Raw genomic sequence first — 16,358 nt, 5'->3', positions numbered from 1 at the left:
CCCGGGCATCCATCAAGCTTCGAAAAAAGTCTTTGCGTAGCGATAGATTGCCGGGTCAAGCCCGGCAATGACAACTCCTACTGCACGCTCAGCGCCACGAAGCGCAGTTCGCCGTCGCCGTTGGAGACGAGCAGGAGGACCGACTTCTTGCCGTCCTTCTTCAACTGGTCGACACGCTTCTTGATGTCGGCGGCGTTGGCGACCGCTTCCTGCGCGACCTCGACGATGACGTCGCCGGCGGACAGGCGCTTTTCGGCGGCATCGGAGGAGCCATCGACGCCGGTGATGATCACGCCCTTCACGCTGTCCTTGATCTTGTACTTGGTGCGGAGATCCTTGTTCAGCGCCGCAAGATCGAGCCCGAGCGCCTTCTGCGTCACCGGCTTCTCCGCCGGCTCATCCTTGGTCTTGGCATTGGCCTGCTGCACCTTGTCGGTGTCCTCGAGCCGGCCGAGCGTGACCCGCTTGGTCTCCTCATTGCCCTTGCGGATGACGACAACGTCGACTTCCTTGCCGACGGCGGTGTCGGCGACGACGCGCGAGAGATCCTTGGGATCCTTGACGTCCTTACCGTCGAACTTGACCACGACGTCGCCAGGCTCGATGCCCGCGGGTTTCGCCGGCCCCTTGTCGTCGACGCCGGCAACCAGCGCACCACGCGCCGGCTTGATGTTGAGGCTGTCGGCGATCTCGTCGGTGACCTGCTGGATTCGCACGCCGAGCCAGCCGCGGCGCAGCTCGCCAAATTTCTGCAGTTGATCCACGACGGCAGCGACCGTCTTCGACGGCACGGCAAAGCCGAGGCCGATCGAGCCGCCGGTCGGTGAGATGATCAGCGTGTTGACGCCGACCACTTCGCCTTCGAGGTTGAACAGCGGTCCGCCCGAATTGCCGCGGTTGATGGCGGCGTCGGTCTGGATGTAGCTATCATAGGGACCCTGGCTGATGTCGCGATTGCGCGCCGACACGATGCCGGCGGTCACCGAGCCGCCGAGGCTGAAGGGGTTACCGATCGCGATCACCCATTCGCCGAGCCTGAGCTTGTCGGAATCGCCGAACTTCACCGCGGTCAGCGGCTTCGGCGGCTTGAACTTCAGGACGGCAAGATCCGTCTTCTTGTCGACGCCGACCAGCTCCGCCTTCACCTTGGTGCCGTCGTTCATGATGATGTTGATCTCGTCGGCATCGGCAATCACGTGGTTGTTGGTCACCACGATGCCTGCGGTGTCGACGATGAAGCCGGAGCCGAGCGAGTTGGTCTTGCGCGGCTGAAACTCGCCGTTCTTGTCCCCGCCCTTGCCGCCACCGGGGCCACGGCGGTTCTTGAAGAAGTCGTCGAAGAACTCCTCGAAGGGCGAGCCCGGCGGCAGTTGCGGCATGGCGCCGCCGCCCTTGGCCTCCACTGTCTGCGACGTCGAGATGTTCACGACCGCATCGATCACCTTTTCGGCAACGTCGGCGATGCCGTCGGGTCCTCGCGCGAAGGCCGCTGGCACCGAGGCAAGCATGCCGGCGGCGCCGATGGCAATCGCGGCTCCCATCAGGCGCAGGCGACGGCTCAAGGCGGGTCTGGCACCGGTCATGTCAGCTTCTCTCCAGGAAGTATAATATAGGGCCACAGTGCGCCCGAACGGGGTGGCCGCGCAAGCATTTGAGACAACCATTTCGGCGAAAAACCGGCGCCTTGCGGCTCACGATCGCGTTGGACCGACAAGTTCCGGGCGGCCGATTTTTTTCGTCATGCCCGGGCTTGTCCCGGCCATCCACGCGCTTTCCTTGTGGCGGCCAAGAACGTGGATGCCCGGGACAAGCCCGGGCATGACGATGCCTGCGTTCGCAGCGACCGCTACCGCCGCACCAGCCAGATCAGGATCAAGCCAGCCACTGCCGATCCGATCCCGACCACGCGCAAGACATTGTCCGGGGTTGCCAGCGCGCTTTTCATCGCGCGCCGCATCCAGCTCGGGCTTGCCGCGAACATCAGGCCCTCGAGCACGAACAGAATTCCCACACCGATGAGGAAGTCGGCGAACGCTATGGACCTCATCGGATGGCGACCTCTCGTCCGGGCGTTTCTTCTTGGCTAAAGGGCGAAGCGGATGCTTCGCCCTCGTGATGCGGTTACTGCTGCCTCGGCGCGGCGGCCGCTGCCGACGGACCGACGGACGGCGGACGGCCGGCCGCGCTGCCGAAATATTTGAAGAAATCGGAGTCCGGGCGCAACAGGAAACGGGTGTCGTTGGCGCGGAGACCGTTCTCATAGGCAGTCATCGAGCGGTAGAAGCTGAAGAAATCCGCGTCCTTGCCATAGGCCTCAGCGAACAGCCGGTTACGCTCGGCGTCGCCCTCGCCGCGCACCTGCTCGGCGGACGAATTGGCCTCTGCGACGATGACGGTTGCCTCACGATCCGCCTTGGAGCGGATCTCCTGCGCCTTCTGACCGCCTTGGGCGCGGAATTCGGCGGCCTCGCGCTGACGCTCGGTCTGCATCCGCTGGTAGACCGCCTGGCTGTTCTGCTCCGGGAGGTCGGCGCGGCGGATGCGGACGTCGACGACCTGGATGCCGTAGCCGTCGGCCTCGTGGTCGAGCTGGTCGCGGATCCGCGCCATCAACCTCTCGCGCTCGTCGCGGACGACGTTGATGAAGGTGACCTCGCCGAGCACGCGGCGCAGCGCCGCGTTGAGCAGCGTCGTCAACTGCACGTTGGCCGCCTGGATCGTGCCGACGCTCTGATAGAAGCGCAGCGCGTTCTTGATGCGGTAGCGAGCGAAGGCGTCAACCACCAGTCGCTTCTGGTCGGAGGCGATCACTTCCTGCGACGGGTTTTCCAGGTCGAGGATGCGCTTGTCGATCGAGATCACGGAATCGATAAACGGCGCCTTGAAGTTGAGGCCGGGCTCGGTGACGACGCGGACGGGCTCGCCGAGCCGGACCACCAGGACCTGCTCGGTCTGCTGCACGGTGAAGACCGAGCTGTAGCCGATGATGACCAGCACCAGCAGAATGATCAGCGCGGCAATGCCGGTGACGGGGGACCTCATCGCGTGCCTCCGCCCTGCTGCTGACCAGTGGTGGCGGACGGACGCCGCGGCGTCAGCTCGCTCAGCGGCAAATAAGGCACGATGCTGTTCTGGCCCGACGCGCCGCCGTCATAGACCAGTTTCTCGGAGCCACCGAGGATGCGTTCCATGGTCTCCAGATAAATGCGTTGCCGCGTCACGTCGGGGGCCTTCTTGTACTCGTCATAGACCTTCAGGAAGCGCGCACTCTGGCCCTTGGCCTCCGCCACCGCCTGCTCCTTGTAGCCTTCGGCCGCCTGCACGATCTGGGCGGCGCGGCCGCGCGCCTCCGGGATCACACGGTTGGCATAGGTCTGTGCCTCGTTCTGCAACCGCTCGAGGTCGGCCCGCGCGGCCTGCACGTCGCGGAACGAGTCGATCACCTGCTGCGGCGGATCGACCTTCTGCATTTGCACCTGGGTGATCATGACGCCGGCGCCGTAGGTATCGAGCGTCTTCTGCATCAGTTCCTGCACGTTCTGCTCGGTGGTGGTGCGCGCGCCGGTGAGGATCGGCTGGATCTGCGACCGGCCGATCACCTCGCGCATGGCGCTCTCCGCCACCGCCTTCACGGTGCCCTCGGGATTCTGGATGTTGAACAGGAAGTCGCCGACGCCGTCGGGCTTGATCCGCCACAGCACGGTGAAATCGACGTCGACGATGTTCTCGTCGCCGGTCAGCATCAGGCTCTCTTCCGGAACGTCGCGCATGGTGCGGCCGCGCCGCGCCGGGTCGTCGATCAGGGTCATGCCGATCGAAATGGTGGAGACGCGCAGCGCCTTCGGCAGCAGCACTGTCTCAATCGGATAAGGCAAATGATAGTTCAGGCCCGGCTGCACCGTGCGCACATGCTTGCCGAAGCGCAGGACGACGCCGAGTTCTTCCGACTGCACCCGGAAGAAGCCGGACAGGCCCCAGATCGCGAGCGCGCCGACGACGACAAGCGCGATCCCCATGCTGCTGAAATGACCGCCGGGCAGGAGCTGCTGCAGGCGGTCCTGGCCGCGGCGCAGGAGGTCCTCAAGATCCGGCGGGCGCGGTCCGGGCGATTGCGGTCCGGTGCCCCATGGTCCCTTCGGACCCGAGCCCCACGGCCCCCCGCCTTGATTCTTCCACGGCATTAACGCTTCTCCTCGGCAAGCCCGGGATGGATGATGGACGCCCGGCCTCGTCAGTCGCCCGGCTTTATAGGGGACCGGATGGCCCCTTACAACGCAAGCTTCCAAGCTGAACGAGCTATGCCTGCGGACATAATTGTCAATGCAAACATTGGCTAGCGGGGTTAACGCTTGATCCGCCGGCGATATGTCACATAGGAAAAATCGACGCTGTCATGCGGCCCGGCCGGATTTCGCACCCGCGCCACTTCTTCCCATTTCGCCGTGTCAATTGTGGCGAAATACGTATCACCTTCCGGCCGCGCATGCACTTCGGTGATTTCGAGCCGATCGGCACTTTCGATCCACTGCGCGTAGATCTCGGCGCCGCCGATGACGGCGATCTCGGTGGCGAAACGCCGCAGCGCATCGCCAAGCGCGATCGCGCGGGCGTTCTCGAACGACTGGGTGACGATCGCGCCGGGAGCGCGATAGTTCGCGTCGCGCGTCACCACGATGTTGGTCCGGCCGGGGAGCGGCCTGCGCAGGGACTCGAAGGTCTTGCGGCCCATCACCACCGGCCTGTTCATGGTGATGGCCTTGAAGCGCTGCTGGTCGCTCTTCAAGCGCCACGGGATCGCATTGTCGCGCCCGATTGCGCCGTTCTCGGCAACCGCTGCGATCAGCACGATCTCCATCAGCACGCCCCGTCCGCCAGGGCCTGCAGCGCCGGGCCGGTGACGCGGCACAGCGTCCATTCGTCCATCATCACGGCGCCGAGCGATTTGTAGAATTCGATCGAGGGCGTGTTCCAGTCGAGCACCGCCCACTGCAATTGCGACCAGCCGTTGGCGACGCATTCGCTGGCAAGATGCACCAGCAGCGCCTTGCCGATGCCCTTGCCGCGCAGCGCCGGGCGGACGAACAGATCCTCGAGATAAATACCGTGGCTTCCAGCGAAGGTGGAGAAATTGACGAACCAGACGACAAAGCCCGCAGGTTCGCCGTCCCACTCCGCGATATCGCAAATGAGCCGCGGATTGTCGCCGAACAGCGCGCCGGCGATGTCGGCTTCGCTGGCCTTCACCTCGTGCAGCAGCTTCTCGTATTCGGCAAGCTCGCGAACCAACGAATGGACGAGCCCGGCTTCATCGGCGCGCGCGCGGCGGATTGTCAGCGACATCCTTAAGCGCTCATACCGCGACTTCCGCTTTGATATGCGGGTGCGGGTCGTAGCCCTCGAGTTTGAAGTCCTCGTAGCGGAAGGCGAAGATGTCCTTGACCTCGGGATTGATCTTCATCACCGGCAGCGGCCGGGTCGGACGCGTGAGCTGCAGCCGCGCCTGCTCGATATGGTTGGAATAGAGATGCGTGTCGCCGAGCGAGTGCACGAAATCGCCGAGCTTCAGTCCCGTCACCTGCGCCACCATCATGGTGAGGAGCGCATAGGACGCGATGTTGAAGGGCACGCCGAGGAAAACATCGGCGGAGCGCTGGTAGAGCTGGCAGGATAGTTTGCCGCCTGCGACATAGAACTGGAACAGGCAGTGGCAGGGCGGCAGCGCCATCTTGTCGACGTCGGCCGGATTCCAGGCGCTGACGATCAGGCGGCGCGAATCCGGATTGCGCTTGATCATGTCGATCACGTTCGCGATCTGGTCGATGCTGCGGCCGTCGGGCGCCGGCCAGGAGCGCCATTGCGAACCGTAGACCGGGCCGAGATCGCCATTGGCGTCGGCCCATTCATCCCAGATGGTGACGCCGTTGTCGCGCAGATATTTGATGTTGGTGTCGCCAGCCAGGAACCAGAGCAGTTCATGCACGATCGCCTTCAGCGGCAACCGCTTGGTCGTCAGCATCGGGAAGCCGGCCGACAGGTTGAAGCGCATCTGGTGGCCGAAGATCGACAGCGTCCCGGTGCCGGTACGGTCGTGCTTCTCCGCGCCATCGGCGAGGATGCGTTCGAGCAGGTCGTGATACTGGTTCATGGCGTGAGCTTCGGGCCTTTCGGGAACGGCGAATGTACCGGCCGCAAACGGCCGTCGACACGGCGATTCGGCCTTCCCTGGCGATTATACCCCGAAAAATGATGGCCCATTCTTAAACGACAAGGGCGGAACCCGCGTTCCGCCACTTGCTTTTCTCGCCGTCATTCCGGGGCGTGCGGAGCGCGAGCTATGATGTGCAATTGCACATCAGAGAATCCATTTCGCCGCCGGCGCATGCCGCCCGATGGATTCCGGGCTCGTCCTTCGGACGCCCCGGAATGACGGCGAGATGTCCCGGGTTGCGCTGCGCTCCACCCGGGGCTACGCGATTAGCCGGCCGGCTTGAGCACCGGGGTCCACTTCTTGATCTCGTTGTTGACCAGCGTCCCCAGCGCCTCCGGCGTGCGGTCGGCTGGCTGCGGGATGACGCTGCCGAGCTCGAGCAGGCGCTTGCGGACGGTCTCGTCGTCCAGCGCCTTGACGGCTGCGGCGTTCAATTTGGCGATGATCGGCGCCGGCGTGCCCTTGGGCGCGAAGATCGCGTTCCAGGCCTGGGCCTGGAAGGCCGGGAGGCCGGCCTCGGCCGTGGTCGGGACGTTCGGCAGCGACGGGTTCCGCTCGGGGGTCGCAATCGCATAGGCCTTGATGGTGCCGGCATTGATCTGTGGCACGGCGTTGACGATCTGGTCGCACATATAGTCCACCTGCCCGGCCACCAGCGCGTTCATCGCCGGGCCCGTGCCATTGAAGGGCACGCCGACCGGCTCGATGCCGAGGACCGAGTTCAGGAGTTGGCAGGAGACGTGGGAGACCGATCCGACGCCGGCATGCGCCGCGTTGACCTTCTCGGCGTTGGCCTTCACGTAAGTCACGAATTCCTTCAGGTCCTTCGGCGGAAAGTCCTTGCGCGCCAGGATCAGGATCGGCGTGCCGGCCAGGAGCCCCACCGGCTCGAAGCTCTTCTCCGGATGGTAGGCCAGATTGGGATAGAGCGGCACCGAGGCCGCGTGCGTCCCCATGTGCCCCGTGATCAGTGTATAGCCGTCATTGGCGGCGCGCGCCGCGCGTGCGCTCGCCGTGGTACCGCCAGCTCCAACCACGTTCTCGATGATGATGCTCTGGCCGAGCGTTTGCGCCATATGGCCGGTGACGATGCGCGCGATGACGTCGGTCGGGCCGCCAGCCGCGAACGGCACGATCATGGTGATGCTGCGCGTCGGATAGTCCTGCGCGCGCGCCGGCGCGACAACAGCCGACAGCAAGGCTGCCAGCGCGAGAGAAGCACCCGCAAGCGAGCGACCACACCAATTCATCGTACTCCCCCCTGAGAAGGCTCGTTAAAGAAAATGCCGGCCAACCGGCCGGCATTTCTTTTCATACCGAACTTTGGGGAGTCGATACGACTTCCGCCTGCGACACGCCGACGCAGGCGAACGTCAGCCTTCGGACTCCACGAACACCTCGTCGCGCTTGGCGCGCAGGGTCGGCAACACCGCCAGCACCAGCAGGCCGGCGGCGATCGCCAGCAGCACCGCCGACAGCGGGCGGCTGACGAACACGCTCCAGTCGCCGCGCGAGATCAGGAGCGCCCGGCGCAGATTCTCCTCCATCAGCGGTCCGAGCACCATTCCGAGCAGCAGCGGCGCCGGCTCGAAATCGTGCTTGATCAGCCAATAGCCGACCAGGCCGAACACACCGGCCAGGATGACGTCGACCGGGGCGTTGTTCACGGAGTAGATGCCGATCGCGCAGAAGATCACGATCGAGGGGAACATCAGCCGGTACGGCACGCGCAACAGCCGCACCCAGATGCCGACCAGCGGCAGGTTGATGATGACCAGCATCAGATTGCCGATCCACATCGAGGCGATCATGCCCCAGACCAGATCCGGCTGCTTCTGCATCACCTGCGGTCCCGGCACGATGCCGTGGATGGTCATCGCGCCGACCATCAGCGCCATCACCGCGTTGGGCGGGATGCCGAGCGTGAGCAGCGGGATGAAGGAGGTCTGCGCCGCGGCATTGTTGGCGCTCTCCGGCGCCGCCACGCCCTCGATCGCGCCGCGGCCGAACCGCGACGGATTCTTGGCGAGCTTCTTCTCCAGCGTATAGGCGGCGAAGGAGGCAATGACGGCGCCGCCGCCCGGCAGGATGCCGAGGATCGATCCCAGCACCGTGCCGCGGCCGATCGCGGGCGCGGAGTCGATGAGGTCCTTTCTCGTCGGCATCAGGCCGGTGATCTTCTGCTGCACCAGATCGCGGCTCATCTCGGCGCCGTGGTCGAGGTTGCGGATGATCTCCGCGAAGCCGAACACGCCCATCGCCACGGTGGCGAAGCCGAGGCCGTCGGCGAGCTCGGGGATGTTGAAGGCCATGCGGGACGCGCCCGTCTCGATGTCGGAGCCGACCATCGACAGCAGCAGCCCGAACACGATCATCGCGATCGCCTTCAGCACCGAGCCCTTTGCGAGCACCACCGCGAAGATCAGGCCGAGCACCATCAGCGAGAAATATTCGGCCGGCCCGAACGCCAGCGCGAGTTTCGTCAACGGCGCTCCCAGGATGGCAATCAGGACGGTGGCGACGCAGCCGGCGAAAAACGAGCCGATCGCGGCGATCGCCAGCGCCGGGCCGGCGCGGCCCTGTTTTGCCATCTGGTGGCCGTCAAGGGCAGTGACGACCGAGGTCGCCTCGCCCGGGATATTGACCAGGATCGAGGTGGTCGAGCCGCCATATTGGGCGCCGTAATAGATGCCCGCGAGCATGATCAGCGCGCCGACCGGCGGCAAGCCGAACGTGATCGGGAGCAGCATCGCCACCGTGGCGATGGTGCCGATGCCCGGCAACACGCCGACCAGCGTGCCGACAAGCGCACCGATCAGACACATCAACAGATTGATCGGCGAGAAGGCGACGGCAAAACCGTGGGCGAGATTAGCAAAAAGATCGACCATCACGCCCTCACTGGATCAGGAAACGCGGGAACATCGGCATCGGCAGTCCGAGCACATAGGGGAACAGGAGCGCGCAAGCGAGCGTCAGGCAGGCGCCGACGATGATGGCCTCGACCCATCGCGTCTCATGCGATCCGGTCGCCGCGATCATGAAGCTTGCAAACGCCGACACCACCAAACCGAGTGGCCGGATCGCGAGAGCGAAAAAGAGGATTGCGGCCATTACGAACAGGGGTCCGCGCCAGGAATAATGCGCCAATCCCGGTCCCTCGCTGAACAGCCCCGTCACCGCAATGCCGGCGCCGAGCGCAACCAGCAGCACGCCGAACATCCGCGGTGCGGTGCCGGCGCCGAAGGAGAAGCCGCGCATGCCCTGCAGGTCGCTTGAAGCCCATAGCGCCAGCAGCGCAAGCGCCATCAGCACGATGCCGCCGATATAATCCTGCGGCGCGCGGATCTTGACGAACAGCGTGACGATCGCAACCGCAAACAACGGATAGGAATAAATCAGCGCCAGCAGCACATCCGAGGAAAAGCCCTTCTTGGCGTCGGCGGCGATCGATCCGAACACCGCGTTGGGTGCGGCGGATAGTAGCGCCCCGCCATGGGCGAGCAGCACCTGCGCCGGCCCGCGGCCGGTACCCAGTCCGAAGATCGTGCCGAACGACCACACCAGCTCGAAAAGCTGCGGCGCCAGTGCCAGCACCAAAATGCCGACGGCGGCGTTCGTGTTACGTGTGCTTGATGCGGTTTGGCCCATCGTTTCGGCCATGCATGTCTCCTCCGTGCCCGCACCGCGGGCCCTGTTATTCTATCGGCTGGATTTGCGACCTGCCCCGGCCTTGCCTAGCGATTTTCGTCAGATAACGCCAGCGAAACCGAGAACGCCCCCGGCCAGTAGCAGCCAAAAAGGGTTAAGCCGCGTCGCAAAGGCAACAATGGCCGTTATCACCGTCGTCAGAGCGGCAATCCAACTTTGGTCGGAGGTCCGGGCCAAAATGAACCCGCTCGCGGCCATCAGCCCGATCGAAAGCGGAACCAGTGCCGCCTGGATGATCGCCGGCCAGCGCGAATGGCGCGAGCGCGTAAGCAGCCCGCTCACATAATAGGCAAGCAGCGCGGTCGGCCCGCACATCGCAAGCGTCGCCGCCAGCGCACCGGCGATACCGGCGACGGAGTAGCCGATCAGGGTCACGATCAGCACGTTCGGCCCCGGCGACAATTGCGAGATCGCAAAGACGTCGGCGAACTCCTTGTCGGTCATCCAGTGCCGGACCTCGACGGCGATCCGGTGCATTTCGGGGATGGCCGCATTGGCACCGCCGACGGCAAACAGCGACATCAGGCCGAACGTCCAGATCAGCGTCGCAATCGGGTTCGTATGCTCGTTCATGGCCGCCCCCGCTGGCGAATCAGCAGTGTCACGGCCAGGCTTGTGGGAACGGCGACCAGCAGCACCTCTGCCAACGGCAGCCGCAACACCCCGATGGCGACGAAGACCGCGACGAGGACCACGAGGCCGGCGATATCGCGCCGCTTGACCAGTGGCATCGTCATCTTGAGCATCACGGACAGCAGAAGGCCGACGGCGACGCAGGCTACGCCGGCGAGCGTCCGCCGCAGCGCTTCGATCTCGCCATAGTTCTTGTAGAGCGCCGCGAGCACGATCGCGATCAACATCGGCGGGCCGACCAGCCCGGCAAAGGCCGCGATCCCGCCGGCAAGCCCCCGGAAGCGGGAGCCGAACACGAACGACAGATTGACGATATTCGGCCCCGGCAGGAAATGGCACAGCGCGAAGGTCTCGTTGAACTCGTCCGCGGTCATCCAGCGGTGCTGCTCGACAATGCCCCGGCGCGCCCAGACCAGAACCCCGCCGAACCCGGCCAGGGACATTTTTGCAAAAGCCACGAACAGTTCCCCCAGGCTGGGCTGGATGGGCGGGGTCGAGGCAGGAAGGTCCGCCACGGGAGCGGCGGCCGGCGGAGAATCGGAGGACATGGCAAGAGCCTAAAATGCCGCATCCTGCCGGCCAAGGCGATAAACCGAAGCCGTTCCATGCACGAAACGCCGGGATGGGGCCGCCAAGGGTCTGTTTTTCCGTCGCTTTGCAGCCTATATTGGGGGTGCCGGCTTGCCGGCTATGGAAATAAACGACCGTCGAAATAAACCATTCGGACCCGGGGGCGGTACCCGGCGCCTCCACCAGAGCCCATGCGGAACGCAAGCCGTGGGTTCCGGCGGGGGCGAAATAGGATCGACGAGGGCGTAAAGGGCGTGTTTTTTCTCGGTATGGTTCCGCCGATATCGGGCCAATGCAATAGTTGCCAACGACAACTATGCTCCGGTTGCTCAGGCTGCGTAACGCAGTTTGAAAGACCACTTTAAAGCCCTAGCGGGTTAAGCTCCGCTAGGCGGGGTTCGGAGGCACCTGGCAACAGAAGCCTCCACTTCACATTCGCATGGTAAAGTGCGTGCATCCCAAGCGGGTGCTTGTGCCGCAAATTCGATCCGGAAGGCCTGCTGACCTTGGCTTGTGGCCGGGATAGCATAGAGCTAAAGGCGAGTCGGGCGACCGGCATGCGGCCGGCCATTTTTGAACGCGACAGGACCATCATGGCGACCGATCACATCCGATATGACGTGCTGGCGCGCGACGCGCTGCGCGGGGTGGTACGCCACGTGCTGGCGGACGCCGCGGAGCACGGACTTCCCGGCGAGCATCATTTCTACATCACCTTCATCTCCAACGCCGACGGCGTGAAGATATCGCCGCGGCTGCTCGCGCAATATCCGCAGGAGATGACGATCATCCTGCAGCACCAGTTCTGGGACCTCGTGGTGACGGACGATCGTTTCGAGGTCGGACTTTCGTTCGGCGGCATTCCGGAACGGCTCGTCGTGCCCTTCGCCGCCATCAAGAGCTTCCTCGATCCCTCCGTGAAGTTCGGCCTGCATTTCGAACCGTCCGAGGAGGACGTTGCGCCCGAGAAGCCCGAGCCCAAGCTGCCTGCGGCTTCGCCTGCGCCACCGCCGCCTGCTCCGGCGGCCGAGACTGATTCGCAAGAAAAGGAAGACTCGGACAAGCCGAGCGAAGGCGCCGAGGTGGTTCGGCTCGACCGCTTCCGCAAGAAATAATCTAAACACGCACCAATCATCGACGCTGTAGAATGAACGTTACGCCGCTTCACGGCGCAACGGACATTGGCAATGGCTCGATCAACATCCTCTTCACAAAAAAACAAAACCATCCGCGTCGAGACCGACAGTTTCGGTCCGATCGACGTCGCCTCCGATCGCTATTGGGGCGCGCAGACCGAACGCTCCCGGCAGAACTTCCGCATCGGCCGCGACCGCATGCCGATCGAGATCGTGCATGCGCTCGGCATCGTGAAATTGGCGGCAGCGCTCACCAACCGCGAGCTTGGCCTGATCGACGCGCGCCGCGCCAATGCGATCACGCGTGCCGCGAAAGAAGTGATCGAAGGCAAGCTCGACGATCATTTCCCGCTGGTGGTGTGGCAGACAGGCTCGGGCACGCAGACCAACATGAACCTCAACGAGGTGATCGCCAACCGCGCCAACGAACTGCTCGGCTTTGAACTCGGCGCGAAGAAACCGGTTCATCCCAACGATCACGTCAACATGAGCCAGTCGTCGAACGACTCGTTTCCGACGGCGATGCACATCGCGGCGGCGCAGGGAATTTTGGAGAGGCTGATTCCTGCGCTCGGCGAATTGCATCGCGAGCTGCGCCGCAAGGAGAAAGCGTTCGCGAAGATCGTCAAGATCGGCCGCACCCACACTCAGGATGCGACGCCGCTGACGCTGGGTCAGGAATTCTCCGGCTATGCCGCGCAGGTCGAGAGTGGCATCGCGCGGCTGCGCACGGCGGCGAAGGATCTGTTGCCGCTCGCGCAAGGCGGCACCGCCGTCGGCACCGGCCTCAACTCCAAGCCACGCTTTGCGAGACTGTTCGCAAGGCACGTCGCCAAGATCACGAAGCTGCCGTTCATCAGTGCGCCGAACAAGTTCGAGGCGCTGGCCTCCAACGACGCCTATGTGCTGGTACACGGCGCGATCAATTCGGTGGCGACCGGGCTGTTCAAGATCGCCAACGACATCCGCTTCCTCGGCTCGGGTCCGCGCTCAGGCCTCGGCGAACTGATCCTGCCGGAGAACGAGCCGGGCTCATCGATCATGCCGGGCAAGGTGAACCCGACGCAATGCGAGGCGATGACGATGGTATGCACGTACGTCTTCGGGAACGAAACCGCCGTCACCATCGCGGGCAGCCAGGGACACTTCGAGCTGAACGTCTACAAGCCGGTGTTGGCGTATTGCATGATGAGTTCCGTTCAGCTCCTGTCGGATGTTATCCGCTCCTTCACCGAGCATTGCGTGGTCGGGATACGTGCCGACGAGAAACGCATCGGTGAGTTGATGCAGCGATCGCTGATGCTCGTCACTGCGCTTGCGCCGAAGATCGGATACGACAACGCCGCGAAAGTCGCGAAAGCAGCACATGCGCGCGGCACGACGCTCAAGGAAGAGGCGCTGCGGCTCGGCTATGTATCGGAACGTGAATTCGACTCCCTGGTGCAGCCGGACAAAATGACACATCCGGGTTAAGTGAAACTGCAAATTGCATAATTTTCCCGGGAAAAAACGGTGATGCGTTGCGCTGACTCGCTACGAATTAGCGCTAGCCCCGCGCGTGATATAATTATGGATCATAACGCCTAAAGAATAAGATCGGTTGCAGCGGGCGTTGCGTTGACGCATGGGACAGCAGCGAAATATAGGTTTTCGTGGGGCGAAGCTGACCTTTTGATGCTTATCACTAGGCGCTATATAGGGATTTCGGATGGGCATGTGCAGTGCTTGCGCGCAACTTGGCTGCGGCCTGTTTCGCCAACAGGCATTTGCGCCTTCGGATCGCTGGATGATGGGGCGAGCATGGGGGACGTGATCAACTTGAACCGAGCAAGAAAACAAGAGCAGCGCAAAGAAGCTGCGAAGCAGGCCGAAACCAACCGCGCACGATTTGGTCGCACCAAGTCCGAACGGAAAGCGGACGAGCTTCGCAAAGCGCGCGACGAGAAGCTGTTGGATCAGCATCGTATCGACGGCGGAGACGCATCATGAAATCGCCCGTCGTCAAACGTTCGATCGTGGTCGCAGGCCACAAAACCAGCGTCAGCCTGGAAGAAGCGTTCTGGAATGGCATGAAGGAAATCTCGGGCCTCCGGAACATGACGCTGTCGGAGCTGGTCGGCGAAATCGACAGCAATCGCCAGCAGGGCAATCTGTCGTCGGCGATCCGGCTTTTCGTGCTGGAGTATTTCCGTTCGCGCGCGGTCGCCGCGACGACGGTCCAGGCACCGGACAACAGGCCGCAAGCCTGATCCGTTGCAGATAGCCGGTGCTCAGGCACCGGCTTCACCGACAAACCTGAGTGGAGAGCGAAATGGATATCGCCAAGCTAACCGCGCCGCGAAACCTGTCCATTTCGGAAGCTCTCCATGCCTGCCTTTGTCGTCCTGGATTCCATCTCGCTTCACGCGCCTGACGGCCGCTCACTGTTCGATGAGCTGACGCTCGCGATTGGACGCGAGCGCACCGGCATCGTCGGACGGAACGGCTGCGGCAAATCGACACTGCTGCGCCTGATCGCGGGCGAGATCGAACCGGCAGCCGGATCGGTTTACCGTGCCGGATCGATCGGCATGCTCGCGCAGATCGCCGACGAACGGGCGACGGTGGCGCAAGCCGTCGGCGTCGATAGCGAGCTCGCGTGCCTGCGCCGGCTCGAGCGCGGCGACGGCACACTCGAGGATGCCGCCGCGGCTGACTGGACACTGGAAGCACGACTACAGACCGCGCTGACGGAAGCGGGCCTGCCCGCGCTATCGCTCGATCGCGCGGTGGCATCGCTCAGCGGCGGCGAGCGAACGCGCGTCGCGCTGGCGCGCCTGTTGATCCAGGCACCTGACGTGCTGCTGCTGGACGAGCCCACCAACAATCTCGACGCCGACGGCCGCGAGGCGGTGGCGCAATTGCTCGGGCGATGGCAAGGCGGCATCGTGGTCGCAAGCCACGACCGTACGCTGCTCGAGCATGTCGACCGCATCGTCGAACTGACGCCGGTTGGCGTCACGATTTTCGGCGGCGCGTGGCCTGATTTCGCCGAGCAGCGCGACGCGGCGCGCTCGCGTGCGGAAACCGAACTGGAGCGGGCGACTGACGCGCTGCGCAGCGCCGAGCGCGCGACGCAGAAGGCGCGCGAAAGAAAGTCGCGCCGCGACAAGGCCGGCCGAGCCTGGCGCGCCAAGGGCATCGAAGACAAGATGTTCATGGACCGCGAGAAGGAACGCGCGGAGGCCAGCGCCGCCCGCGAAGGCCATCTCGCCGAGCGCCTGATGGGCGAGCGCGCGGATGCCTTCGAGGAGGCCCGCGCGCGGGTGGAGATCGTGACGCCGCTGTCGATCGACTTGCCGAAGACCGCCCTTCCCTCCAATCGCGAGCTCGTCGCCTTCGACGGCGTGGCGATGGCCTTTGCCAACCGCCGCCTGTTCGGGCCGCTGTCGTTCGAACTGCGCGGCCCCGAGCGCGTTGCGATCGACGGCGCCAATGGCACGGGCAAGAGCACATTGCTGCGCCTGATCACCGGAGAGGCGCAGCCGACCGCCGGCATGATCCATCGTCGCACCGAGCGGATCGCGATGCTCGACCAGCATGTCGGCCTGCTCGATGCCGGCACCGGCATCTTGGACAATCTGCGCCGGCTCAACCCGGAATTGTCAGCCAATGAAGCGCATGCCGCGCTGGCGCGATTTGCCTTCCGCAACAGGGCCGCATTGCAGATCGTGGATACGTTGAGCGGCGGCGAGCGCCTTCGCGCAGGTATGGCTTGCGTGTTTGCGCGGCCGGAGCCGCCGCTATTGCTGCTGTTGGACGAACCCACCAACCATCTCGACCTCGCCGCGATCGAAGAACTGGAAGGCGCACTGCGCGACTTCGATGGCGCGCTGGTCGTCGTCAGCCATGACAGGGCGTTCCTGCAGGCGATCGGGATCGAACGGGAGATTACGCTCTGAGGCGGCGAACCCCGGGTTCACCTCGCCCCGCTTGCGGGGAGAGGTCGAAATTCGAGCACAGCTTGAATTTCGGGTGAGAGGGAGCCTCCGCGAGTCCTTCTGTCACCGTGCTCGCGGAGAGAGCCCCTCACCCCAACTCTCTCCCCGTAAGAACGGGGA

At 64.1% G+C, this 16,358-nt stretch carries 17 protein-coding genes and 1 other RNA gene; 6 read left to right on the top strand and 12 right to left on the bottom strand.

The window, feature by feature from the left end; translation table 11 throughout:
* Positions 1-77: 77 nt before the first annotated feature.
* From AC5ZG5_RS15025 to AC5ZG5_RS14970, 12 genes are all read right to left on the bottom strand, one after another.
* Entirely contained in the window at positions 78-1,583 is a 1,506-nt protein-coding gene (locus AC5ZG5_RS15025; RefSeq protein ID WP_130227626.1) for a Do family serine endopeptidase, read from the bottom strand.
* 263 nt (positions 1,584-1,846) lie between these two features.
* Positions 1,847-2,047, bottom strand: coding sequence for a DUF2065 domain-containing protein (locus AC5ZG5_RS15020; protein WP_130227625.1), 201 nt, complete (start codon positions 2,045-2,047; stop codon positions 1,847-1,849).
* Positions 2,048-2,121: 74 nt separating this feature from the next.
* Entirely contained in the window at positions 2,122-3,042 is a 921-nt protein-coding gene (gene hflC, locus AC5ZG5_RS15015) for a protease modulator HflC (protein WP_456642480.1), read from the bottom strand.
* The gene (gene hflK / locus AC5ZG5_RS15010) at positions 3,039-4,181 is read right to left on the bottom strand and encodes an FtsH protease activity modulator HflK (protein WP_130227623.1); all 1,143 of its coding nucleotides are present in this window, start codon (positions 4,179-4,181) and stop codon (positions 3,039-3,041) included. Before hflK ends, hflC begins: the two co-directional genes overlap by 4 nt.
* 161 nt (positions 4,182-4,342) lie before the next feature.
* Positions 4,343-4,855, bottom strand: a complete 513-nt coding sequence (locus AC5ZG5_RS15005; RefSeq protein ID WP_456642513.1) for a dihydrofolate reductase — start codon at positions 4,853-4,855, stop codon at positions 4,343-4,345.
* On the bottom strand, positions 4,855-5,340 hold the full coding sequence (locus AC5ZG5_RS15000) for a GNAT family N-acetyltransferase (RefSeq protein WP_456642479.1): 486 nt from the start codon (positions 5,338-5,340) through the stop codon (positions 4,855-4,857). The genes AC5ZG5_RS15005 and AC5ZG5_RS15000 overlap by 1 nt, the downstream gene beginning before the upstream one ends.
* Before the next feature lie 10 nt (positions 5,341-5,350).
* Positions 5,351-6,145 (bottom strand): thymidylate synthase, encoded by a 795-nt coding sequence (locus tag AC5ZG5_RS14995; RefSeq protein ID WP_456642478.1) that lies wholly within the window; start codon positions 6,143-6,145, stop codon positions 5,351-5,353.
* 329 nt (positions 6,146-6,474) lie between these two features.
* Positions 6,475-7,458: a tripartite tricarboxylate transporter substrate binding protein BugD gene (locus tag AC5ZG5_RS14990; protein WP_456642477.1), complete on the bottom strand. Its 984-nt coding sequence runs from the start codon at positions 7,456-7,458 to the stop codon at positions 6,475-6,477.
* A gap of 123 nt (positions 7,459-7,581) precedes the next feature.
* Positions 7,582-9,099 (bottom strand): tripartite tricarboxylate transporter permease, encoded by a 1,518-nt coding sequence (locus tag AC5ZG5_RS14985; protein WP_028161791.1) that lies wholly within the window; start codon positions 9,097-9,099, stop codon positions 7,582-7,584.
* Positions 9,100-9,106: 7 nt separating this feature from the next.
* Positions 9,107-9,871: a tripartite tricarboxylate transporter TctB family protein gene (locus AC5ZG5_RS14980; protein ID WP_456642476.1), complete on the bottom strand. Its 765-nt coding sequence runs from the start codon at positions 9,869-9,871 to the stop codon at positions 9,107-9,109.
* Positions 9,872-9,958: 87 nt separating this feature from the next.
* Positions 9,959-10,492, bottom strand: coding sequence for a chromate transporter (locus AC5ZG5_RS14975; RefSeq protein WP_130227615.1), 534 nt, complete (start codon positions 10,490-10,492; stop codon positions 9,959-9,961).
* Positions 10,489-11,100 carry a chromate transporter gene (locus AC5ZG5_RS14970; protein WP_456642475.1) on the bottom strand — a complete coding sequence of 204 codons (612 nt, stop codon included), beginning with the start codon at positions 11,098-11,100 and terminating at the stop codon, positions 10,489-10,491. Before AC5ZG5_RS14970 ends, AC5ZG5_RS14975 begins: the two co-directional genes overlap by 4 nt.
* 88 nt (positions 11,101-11,188) lie before the next feature.
* Between AC5ZG5_RS14970 and ssrA the strand changes: the two genes are divergently transcribed.
* The 6 genes from ssrA (at position 11,189) to AC5ZG5_RS14940 (ending at position 16,199) form a co-directional block, all read left to right on the top strand.
* Positions 11,189-11,551: a transfer-messenger RNA gene (gene ssrA, locus AC5ZG5_RS14965) on the top strand.
* A gap of 164 nt (positions 11,552-11,715) precedes the next feature.
* Positions 11,716-12,237, top strand: a complete 522-nt coding sequence (locus AC5ZG5_RS14960; RefSeq protein ID WP_456642512.1) for an SspB family protein — start codon at positions 11,716-11,718, stop codon at positions 12,235-12,237.
* Positions 12,238-12,309: 72 nt separating this feature from the next.
* Positions 12,310-13,731 (top strand): class II fumarate hydratase, encoded by a 1,422-nt coding sequence (gene fumC / locus AC5ZG5_RS14955; RefSeq protein WP_456642474.1) that lies wholly within the window; start codon positions 12,310-12,312, stop codon positions 13,729-13,731.
* Between the two features lie 327 nt (positions 13,732-14,058).
* Positions 14,059-14,247, top strand: a complete 189-nt coding sequence (locus AC5ZG5_RS14950) for a DUF4169 family protein (RefSeq protein WP_028161785.1) — start codon at positions 14,059-14,061, stop codon at positions 14,245-14,247.
* On the top strand, positions 14,244-14,507 hold the full coding sequence (locus AC5ZG5_RS14945) for a ribbon-helix-helix domain-containing protein (RefSeq protein WP_035688975.1): 264 nt from the start codon (positions 14,244-14,246) through the stop codon (positions 14,505-14,507). The genes AC5ZG5_RS14950 and AC5ZG5_RS14945 overlap by 4 nt, the downstream gene beginning before the upstream one ends.
* 117 nt (positions 14,508-14,624) lie before the next feature.
* Complete coding sequence (locus tag AC5ZG5_RS14940; protein WP_456642473.1) at positions 14,625-16,199, top strand: ABC-F family ATP-binding cassette domain-containing protein; 1,575 nt, start codon at positions 14,625-14,627, stop codon at positions 16,197-16,199.
* Positions 16,200-16,358: the final 159 nt, after the last annotated feature.

The organism is Bradyrhizobium sp. Ses1 (genome assembly GCF_059512365.1).
The sequence above is the reverse complement of the archived record's forward strand: the minus strand, read 5'-3'. Positions and strand labels throughout refer to the sequence as shown.